The 8,383-nt window shown below is 70.1% G+C and carries 13 protein-coding genes; 2 read left to right on the plus strand and 11 right to left on the minus strand.

The window, feature by feature from the left end:
* Positions 1-25 precede the first annotated feature (25 nt).
* The 11 genes from AQJ30_RS28665 to AQJ30_RS28715 form a co-directional block, all read right to left on the minus strand.
* Entirely contained in the window at positions 26-1,183 is a 1,158-nt protein-coding gene (locus AQJ30_RS28665; protein WP_067239699.1) for a tyrosine-type recombinase/integrase, read from the minus strand.
* Positions 1,183-1,371 carry a helix-turn-helix domain-containing protein gene (locus AQJ30_RS28670; RefSeq protein ID WP_067239701.1) on the minus strand — a complete coding sequence of 63 codons (189 nt, stop codon included), beginning with the start codon at positions 1,369-1,371 and terminating at the stop codon, positions 1,183-1,185. The genes AQJ30_RS28665 and AQJ30_RS28670 overlap by 1 nt, the downstream gene beginning before the upstream one ends.
* Entirely contained in the window at positions 1,368-2,759 is a 1,392-nt protein-coding gene (gene repSA / locus AQJ30_RS28675) for a replication initiator protein RepSA (protein ID WP_067239703.1), read from the minus strand. The genes AQJ30_RS28670 and repSA overlap by 4 nt, the downstream gene beginning before the upstream one ends.
* Before the next feature lie 31 nt (positions 2,760-2,790).
* Positions 2,791-2,997 (minus strand): hypothetical protein, encoded by a 207-nt coding sequence (locus AQJ30_RS28680; RefSeq protein ID WP_067239705.1) that lies wholly within the window; start codon positions 2,995-2,997, stop codon positions 2,791-2,793.
* Positions 2,997-3,176, minus strand: a complete 180-nt coding sequence (locus AQJ30_RS28685; protein WP_067239803.1) for a hypothetical protein — start codon at positions 3,174-3,176, stop codon at positions 2,997-2,999. The genes AQJ30_RS28680 and AQJ30_RS28685 overlap by 1 nt, the downstream gene beginning before the upstream one ends.
* Positions 3,177-3,268: 92 nt before the next feature.
* Complete coding sequence (locus AQJ30_RS28690) at positions 3,269-3,814, minus strand: GGDEF domain-containing protein (protein ID WP_067239706.1); 546 nt, start codon at positions 3,812-3,814, stop codon at positions 3,269-3,271.
* Between the two features lie 3 nt (positions 3,815-3,817).
* Positions 3,818-4,114: a SpdD protein gene (locus tag AQJ30_RS28695; protein WP_067239709.1), complete on the minus strand. Its 297-nt coding sequence runs from the start codon at positions 4,112-4,114 to the stop codon at positions 3,818-3,820.
* 16 nt (positions 4,115-4,130) lie between these two features.
* On the minus strand, positions 4,131-4,316 hold the full coding sequence (locus AQJ30_RS28700; protein WP_067239711.1) for a mobile element transfer protein: 186 nt from the start codon (positions 4,314-4,316) through the stop codon (positions 4,131-4,133).
* 20 nt (positions 4,317-4,336) lie between these two features.
* Positions 4,337-4,984: a DUF2637 domain-containing protein gene (locus AQJ30_RS28705; protein WP_067239713.1), complete on the minus strand. Its 648-nt coding sequence runs from the start codon at positions 4,982-4,984 to the stop codon at positions 4,337-4,339.
* A gap of 11 nt (positions 4,985-4,995) precedes the next feature.
* Positions 4,996-6,336, minus strand: coding sequence for an FtsK/SpoIIIE domain-containing protein (locus tag AQJ30_RS28710; protein ID WP_067239715.1), 1,341 nt, complete (start codon positions 6,334-6,336; stop codon positions 4,996-4,998).
* A 2-nt stretch (positions 6,337-6,338) separates the two neighbouring features.
* A complete protein-coding gene (locus AQJ30_RS28715) occupies positions 6,339-6,668 on the minus strand; it encodes an SCO3933 family regulatory protein (RefSeq protein WP_067239717.1) in 330 nt (109 codons plus the stop codon).
* Positions 6,669-6,827: 159 nt separating this feature from the next.
* Here AQJ30_RS28715 and AQJ30_RS28720 point away from each other — a divergent pair, with 159 nt between their 5' ends.
* Together AQJ30_RS28720 and AQJ30_RS28725 are read left to right on the plus strand one after the other, a co-directional pair.
* A complete protein-coding gene (locus AQJ30_RS28720) occupies positions 6,828-7,619 on the plus strand; it encodes a GntR family transcriptional regulator (protein WP_067239719.1) in 792 nt (263 codons plus the stop codon).
* On the plus strand, positions 7,619-8,296 hold the full coding sequence (locus tag AQJ30_RS28725; RefSeq protein ID WP_067239721.1) for a YdcF family protein: 678 nt from the start codon (positions 7,619-7,621) through the stop codon (positions 8,294-8,296). The genes AQJ30_RS28720 and AQJ30_RS28725 overlap by 1 nt, the downstream gene beginning before the upstream one ends.
* The last annotated feature ends 87 nt before the right edge of the window (positions 8,297-8,383 follow it).

Genomic DNA, 8,383 nt, shown 5'->3' on the forward strand with positions numbered 1-8,383 from the left:
GGGTCTTTGACATCCATGGCTGACATCAGCCGATGAGTGGATCTTCCAGAAGCTCGGCGAGCATGCCGACGGCTTCCCGCTGACTGTCGCCCACTACGTGCGTGTAGACGTCCATGGTCATGCTGATCTGACTGTGCCGGAGGATCGCCTGGGCGACCTTGGGATGCACCTTCAGGAAGGCCAGCAGGGTCCCGCAGGTGTGCCGGGCGAGGCGGACCGTGATCCGGCGGACGCCAGCGCGCTTCACGAGCCGGTCGAAGGTCCGGGAGAAGCCCACCGGGTCGATCATGCCGCCGTGCTCGGCGGAGAAGACCAGGTCGTGCCCCGGCTCCTGCGCCCAATGCTCACCGGCGATCTTCCGTTCCAGCTCCTGGAGCTCCCGGCGCTCCTCCAGGACGCGTGCGCAGAAGTCCGGGAGCGGGAGCACAGCCTGTGAGGACTCCGTCTTCAGGTCCTTGAGGACCAGGCCGACGCCCTTGACCCGCTGCACCTGCTTGACCGGGGTGAAGTGGCCGGCCTCGAAGTCGATGTCCTGCCAGCGCAGGCCGAGAACCTCGCTGCGGCGAAGGCCGAGGACCAGGACCAGGACGCAGGCCGCGTAGAGGCGGTGGGCACGGACCGAGCGCAGGAACACGATTGCTTCCCGCGCGTTCCAGGCCGTGCCCCTGTCCTTGGTCACCTTGGGCATGTCGACCAGGAGGGCGACGTTGCGCGTGACCAGCTCCTCGCGCATGGCCCGGTTGAGCGCGTTGCGGAGGACGCGCAGGACCTCGAACCGGGCGGAAGCGCCGACCTTCTCTCGTGCCAGTGCCGCCATGAAGGCGCGGATCTGGGCCGGAGTGAGCTTGACCAGTGGTTTCTTCCCGAGGTGGGGCGCCAGGTACAGCCGCACCTTGGACTCGTACTTCACGTACGTGTTGTGCTCGCGCTCCGGGGCGACGATGTGCTCCAGCCAGTAGGTCAGCCACTCGCCGAGCGTCCAGGAGCGGGACGGCACCGGGATGCCGTTGCGCTCCTGGTCCTGGAGCTTGCCGAGCTTCTCGTTGGCCTCGTCCCAGGTCCGGCCGTACACGTACTTCCGCACTCGGTTGCCGTCCGTGTCGGTGACGTACGCGGCGCCCTGGTAGCGGCCGTCCGACCGCTTGGTGATCGTGCCGCCGCCGTTGGGCCGACGCTTCGCCATCAGGCGGCCTCCCCGATCTGGCCGAGGATGAAGTCGCGGACCGCGTGCTCCGGGATACGACGACACCCGTCGACCTTGATGGACACGAGGCGGTGCGTGCGGATCAGGTCGTAGACCTTGGTGCGGCCCACCTTCAGCAGCGCCATGACCTCGGGCACGGTCAGCAGTTCCGGGGCAGCGGTGGTCATGCGGCGGCTCCTTCCAGGTCAAGCAGGGCGGGCAGTTCTTCGCGGGCGATCTCGCGGTTGAGTTGGATATCCCGGCGGACGGTGGCGGCGATCCAGGATTCGCCGGGGGTGTGGCCGTGGCCGGCATAGGTCCAGTGGGCGAGGGTCAGGGTCGTTGTCTCCGTGTCGTCCGGGTCGCGCAGGCCGAGGGCTTCCCGCTGCTGGCGCGCTCGGTAGTCGGCGCGGGTCTGGCGCAGGGCGCCCAGGGTGGTGGAGTAGCGGCGGGACTTGGTGGAGAAGTGGCCGCGGAAGCCGAGCATGTGGGCCCAGTCGCGTAGCTTGCGGTCGGGGTAGAGCGCGTGGAGGTCGAGGCAGGCGGCGATGAGCCGGCCCGGGTGCTCGGGGACGCCGAGCAGCTCCAAGGCTTCCTTGTTGCCGATGCGGCGGTCGACGGTGCCGGTGGTCTCGGCCGCCTTGGTGGCGTACTTGGCGACGTACGAGGCCACGGCCTGTTCGGTGATCTCCTCACCGTCGCCGAAGGCCCGGATGGTGCGGACGTCGAGCTGCGTGCCCCAGCGCAGGGTGCGGGCCGATTGGTCACCGGCCGGAGGCACGTCGACCGCGACGCGGGCAGCGGCGGCCCGGATCGAGTCGGTCAGCAGGTCGAGGGTGGCCCACGGCGGGGGCGGGTCGTCGGGTCCCTCGGGGCCGTCGAAGCGGATCACGGCGTGGAAGTGCACGGCCCCGCGCTTCTGGTACTCGGCGACCTTGCCGAAGGAGACGCGGGACTCCTCTCGGGCCGCCTTCTGCGTGAGCCCCGCCCGCTTGGCTACCTCACGACGCAGGTAGATCGTGAAGTACCGCCACAGCTCCGAGGCGTGGTTGTTCCAGAGCACGGCGCCCGCGTAGTCGTAGGTGTCCGGGTCGAGGGGCGTGCCCAGCTCCGGTGCGTCCTCAAGGTGGCGGACCCCGCAGCGGCAGGGGCGATTACCGGGACGGTTGTGAACTGGGCCGAACGACGGAGCGGTGAGCGTGGCAAAGACCCGCGGGTGATCCCGGACGGTGTCCGGGGTGCCCTTGGCCGGGTCGCCAACCAGGCCGGCGCGGATGAGGTGGTACGTGTCCCCCGCGTAGATCCAGGCGCAGGCCGGGCAGCGCGAGGCACGGCGGTTGCCGCACGCGATGCGCAGGCGTCCTCCGGGCTCGGTGTCGGTCGAGTAGTGGTGCAGGACGTGATGGGTCTGGGCGTCGCGGACGACGACGGACCCTTGCAGGTGGATGGGGTCGGAGCAGCCGCCGGTACGACGGATCTGCTCTTGGATGCGGTCGAAGCCGGTGGACCCGGCCAGCCTCAGCACGTCGGCGAGGGTGGCCGGGTCCAGGCCCGCCGTGGTGGCGGCGTCGGTCACTTACCGTCCTCCTTCGACGGATGGGCCACGGTCACAGCCCCCAACGGCGCTTCTGCGGGGTACTGGCCTGGGCGTTGGACGGGCCGGACAGGTCGGTACGGCCAGGCCGGGACGGCTTGGCGTCTCGGTTGCTGTCGTGGCGCTCGTGGGCCTTGGCGGTCTTCTTCAGCACGTCGTACTCGCCGTCCAGGCCGTCCGAGAGGAGGCGGTTGACTCCGCGACTCCAGTTGCGGGGCATCAGACGGTCACCCCCTGCGTACGCGAGGCACGGATGGTGCCGGTGCCCTTGCAGGCCGGGCAGGTGATGGTGAGGGTGGCCCGGGAGCCGTCGCGGTGGCGGGTGCCGGTGGTGATGGCAGCGGTGGCGAAGCCATCGCAGTCGCGGCACACACGCGGGCTCGGGGCGTGTTGGGGCATCATGAGGTCTCCCTTTCGGGTCTCTTGGATCTGGAGGGGTGCAGGCGCCCGGAGCGGCGGAAGTTTGGCGACCGAGGCCGCTCCGGGGGCCGTTAGTTGTGGACGTTGCGCCTGCCGTGGCCCTTGGCGGCGTACATGGCGGCGTCGGCCGCAGACAGCGCGTCGGTGAGGGTCGTGACCGGCAGCTCGCGGCGGTGGCAGGAGCCGACCGAGGCGGAGACCGGCAGGAACTCGCCCGCGTGGAGGACGGGCCGGTCGAGGATGGCGCGTAGGGCGTCAAGGCCAGCGGTCCTGGCCGGGGTGGTGACGATGGCAGCGAACTCGTCTCCGCCAAGGCGGGCGGCGATGCCGTGGTGGCCGCACCAGTGCGCCAGTCGGCGGGCGGTGGCCGCGAGCACGGCGTCCCCGGCGGCGTGGCCGTGGGTGTCGTTGGTGCCTTTGAAGTCGTCCAGGTCGATCAGCACGACCAGGGCGTCCCGGTGCCGAGTGAGGAGGTGTTCGGCTCGGGTGGTCCAACCCGCCCGCGTGTGCAGACCGGTCAGCGGGTCGCGCCGAGCGGTGGCCAGGCGGCGCAGGAGCAGCCCACCATGGACGGCCCAGCCGAGGGCGGGTAACGCGGCGGCGAGTACGGTTTCCACGGCTCACCTGCCCTTGTGCATGTCGTTGACGAGCAGGCGCAGCACGACCGCGACCACGGCGACCGATACGCCGGTGATGGCGACCGCGAGCAGCAGCGAGACCAGGACCGCGCCGACGACGAGGACCACGGCACCGCCGCCGGCCGCGAGGGCGAGCGCGCTGCCCGGGGTGAGCTGCACGGTGGGCCGGTTCGAGACCGGAACGGGGGCCGGGGAAGGGACCGGGGTGGTGTCGGTCGTGGACGGCGGGACGATGGCCGTGGGGGCGGTGTCCCGGGGCGGGTACTTCGGGGTGAACACGGGCTCTTCCCTTCTGTCAGGTGGTGCAGCGGTGCGTGCGGGCGGAGAGTTCGGCGGCAGAGCGGTCGCGGTGGTCGGTGGAGAAGCCGCAGCCAGGGGCGGTGCAGGCAGCGGTGTGCCGGGTCTGCCCACGGCCGTTGTTATAGGTGCCGACCTTCACGGGGCCGATCTTGGCCACGTTGTAGAAGCGGTTCGGGCGCACGGGGTCACCTCCCTTCCGGCTCAGATGAGTTGGAGCTGTGCGGCGATTGCCTGGCAGGTCGGGGAAGGCAAGCCGAGCCGGGCGGTCAGCGCTTCCGTGGTGATCTGCTCACCCGTGGCGGTCCGGTGCGCATCGGCGATGGACCGGGCGTGGTCGAGCAGGGCTGGCGGAACGGCCGGTGTACTGGCGGGTGCCGGGACCCGTTGTGGGGCTGCGGCCGGTGCCGGGTCGATGGCATCGGTGCGGTGCACCTCGACTTCTGGCGCCGCCGACTGCTCGCGAAGCTCCGGCTCCAGGTCCTCGGGGGCCGTGACCGGGGCGTGGACGAGGAGGGTTCCTCCGAGGAAGGCCAGGGCGGGCCAGCCAGCGACGAGGATGCGCAGCCAGGCAGGCACGTCGTGCAGGTCGAGCAGACCCGCCGTGGCCACGTTGGCGCCGAGCGAAGCGGCGAGGGCGATGGCGAACCAGGTCCAGGACGACCGGTCCCGACCGGCGCGCAGGCGACGCCAGGCGGCGACCAGCAGCAGGTCGACCGAGACCGGGTAGGCCCACGCCTTCCAGCCCGACTGTCCGGCCGCCGCAGCCAAGTCGTGCAGGTGCGCGAAGGACAGGGCACCGGCGATCACCGCTTGCACCAGGACTGCATCCGGGCGGATCGAACGGCTCACGGTGGACTCCCTCACTCCGTGACCGGGCGCGGCTTGACCAGCGACGGACCGGACTCCGGGGCCTCGGCTGGCACGTGCGGCCGGTAGGGGTCGAGGGCGGGCAGGTCGGGCACCAGGTGCGCGAACTGGCGGCACACCGCTACCACCTCGTCCCGCGACGTGTGCGGGGTGCGGATCTTCGCCCAGCCCCCGGAGGAGTCGGCCGCGACGGCCGTACCGGGTCGCTCAGCCGGGATGAGGGAGGCGGCCACGACCGCGTCCGGGGCCACATCCGCCAGGCCCATCTCGGCGGTCTGCTTGTCGTTGACCCGGTGCACCACGCGGCCGGTGAGCTGTGCGCGCAGCATGGTCGCGCCCTTGCCCAGCTCGGAGCCGAAGCGCTGACCGCAGATCTCCAGGTGGATGCCAACTGCTCGGGCCATCTGCGCCAGCCGGATCAACGCGGTCACGATCCGTTCCCGCCGCTCCTCGTCCTTGCGGGAGGAGATGAGGAACAGTTCCGCCACCTCGTCCACCAGGACCACGACAGGCACCGGCCGTGAACGCTCCGGCAGCTCCCACACGTCCGAGACGCCATGCAGGCTCAGCACGTCGAACCGGTCCTCCATCTCGGCAACGAGCACGTCCAGCAGCGAGGCCGCGTCGTCCGGGGTGGTGGCCAGCGCCGACAGCCGGGGCGCGTACGCCGACTGCTCGACACCGCGCTTGCAGTCGATGCCGACCAGGGCAACGGGCAGCTTCGCCAGCCCCTTGATCAGGTTGCGCTGGAAGACGGACTTGCCCGAGGTGTTCGCGCCGAGCGTCAGCGCCATGGGCACCTTGCGGTAGTCCCGGACGAAGACGGTGCCGTCTTCTCGCAGCGCCACCGGCACGGCCAGCCCCTCTAGGCTGATGCGGTGAGGCATCCGGACCCGGCGGAGCACGTCGTAGCCGGTCATCCGCAGCTCGACGAAGCCCGGCTTGGTCTCGGCGACCGTCACCGAGTGGACGCCCCAGGCGTGACGCAGCCGCTCCGAGGCCGCCATCAGGTCGGCCGGCTCAAGACCGGCGGGAAGCCGGAGCGTCACCCGCAGGCCTGTCGACGTGCCCCGGACCCGGCGTACCTTCGGCGGAACCGGCAGCACCTCACGCCGTGCCACGTTCCGGGCGATGAAGGCCCGCAGCCGGGACGGCTGAACGGTCAGCCCGCACACGTCCATCGTGGAGCGGTACGAGAGGGTGAACCGGCCCCAGGTGACCGGCAGTCCGACCAGCGACCAGTACACGCGCGGTGCGCGGACCTTCGCGTACCCGAGGCCGCCGACACCCGCAAGAGCACCTCCGGCCTCCAGCACCGTGGAGAGATCCGTCATGGTCAGGCCGCCGGGGTGATCGCGACCGCGCGGAACGAGATCCCGTGCCGCTTCTGGCCGTTGAACTCGTTCTCCCAGTCCCGCGCCTTGAGGCCGACCACCCGCACCGGCATGCCCGGCGTCAGGCCGTCCTGGTAGCCGGTCTCCGGGATGGTGACCTGGTAGAGGTTGCCCTCTCCCTCGTCCGAGACCAGGAGGCCCACCGTCGACAGCGGGGCGCCGGTCTCCCGGTCCATCGCGCGCTCACCCGTCTTCGCGTTGGCCAGCTTCGGCGTCGGCGCGGTCGCCACGAACACCACAGCGGTCGAAAGGTCGATCTTGAAGGACGGCATCAGTACTCCCTCAGCTCATGTGGAGGCAGCCCAAACAGGGGCCTAGGTGCTCGCTGTCCTAGGACTGCGAGCGGCTATGGAGATACTGGACCCGCAGTCCTAGGACTGTCAACAGTCCTAGGACTATGTTTGACTGGAACCCGTCGAGAGGGGTTGGTGATGGCGCCCAAGTGGCGAGAGCTGGCGGACAAGCTGGCCGAGCAGATCAAGCGGGGTGACTACGCGCCCGGCCAGCAGCTGCCGCACATCAGAGAGCTGGTCGAGGCAGGCGAAGGCTCCAAGGCGACTGTCCACGCCGCGTACAAGGCCCTCGAGGCGGAAGGCCTGGTCACCTCGTCGCGTGGCCACGGAACGGTCGTACGCCAGCAACTCCCCCTGAAACGGCTTGGTGTCGCTCGATACGACAAGGCCAAGTGGCGAGACGGCGACGAGGTGGCGTTCATCGCGGACCGCGTGGCATCGGGACGGGCGTACCGCCGCAACGAACAGACCCAGACGGTCAGCCTGGTCGAGGCGCCCGCAGAGGTGGCCGCAGCACACGGGCTCCCGGTCGGTGCCCCTGTCTACGCCCGCGCCCGACTCGTGAAGGAGGGCGATCAGCCGACGCACTCACTGACCAGCTACTACCGGCCCGAGCACGTCGAGGGAACACGGCTGGTGGACCCGACGCCCGGTCCGGCCGGCCGAGGCGGCGGATTTCGCGTGCTGTACGACGCCGGGTACGAGATCGACCACATGAAGGAGGAACTGTTCGCCCGTGCTCCCACCGCGGATGAGGTGAAGCAGCTTCAGTTGCCGCCCGGTGAGCCGGTCGTCGAGCTGCACCGCACGACCTACACGGCCTCCGGCACCGTGGTCGAGTTCGCTGTCGGGGTCCATGCCGCGTCACGCTTCGTCTGGGAATACGACTTCCAGGTGCCGGACTCGACGAAGGACAAGGAAGACCAGTAGTGATCACACCCCAGGACTGGGCGGACACGCGGCTTCTGTGGGACTACCACCAGATGGGCCACACGCTCCGGCCGTGCTCGGTGGCCATCGGGCTGGGCAGCCACGACCTGGGGGTGGCCGACACCGCCGCCGACCTCTACAAGCGCGGCATGGCTCGGCTGTTGGTGTTCACGGGCGCCACGAGCCCGACCACGCGGGAGCGGATGCCGCGAGGTGAGGCGGTCCACTACCGCGAACGCGCCATCGAGCTGGGTGTCCCCACGTCAGCGGTCCTGGTCGAGCCGCGGGCCCGCAACACGGGTGAGAACATCCGCTTCTCCCGGGAGCTGCTGGAGGCGGCCGACGTCGAGGTGTCCTCCGTCCTGCTGATCAGCAAGCCGTACGAGGAGAGGCGCGCGTACGCGACGGCACGCAAGCTGTGGCCGGAGGTGGAGATCGTCAGCGCTTCCACCCCGATGACGCTCACGGATTACGTCGACTCCATTGGGGACGCCCGCCTTGTGATCGACATGCTGGTGGGCGCGCTTCAGCGCCTCCTGATCTACCCGGAGCAGGGGTTCATGATCAGCCAGGACGTGCCGGGCGACGTGATCGACGCGTACGAACGGCTCCGCCAACACGGCTTCACCAGTCGCCTCGTCCCGGAGTCACAGGCGTCGAATCCGACTCACCGGTGACGCGAGGGACGACCAGACGGCGAGCGGCCAGGCCGACGACACCGCGCGCCTGAGGCGAGCTGTTACAGGTTTCTCTACCTCATCAAG

Source organism: Streptomyces longwoodensis, assembly GCF_001514125.1.
Taxonomy (GTDB): domain Bacteria; phylum Actinomycetota; class Actinomycetes; order Streptomycetales; family Streptomycetaceae; genus Streptomyces; species Streptomyces longwoodensis.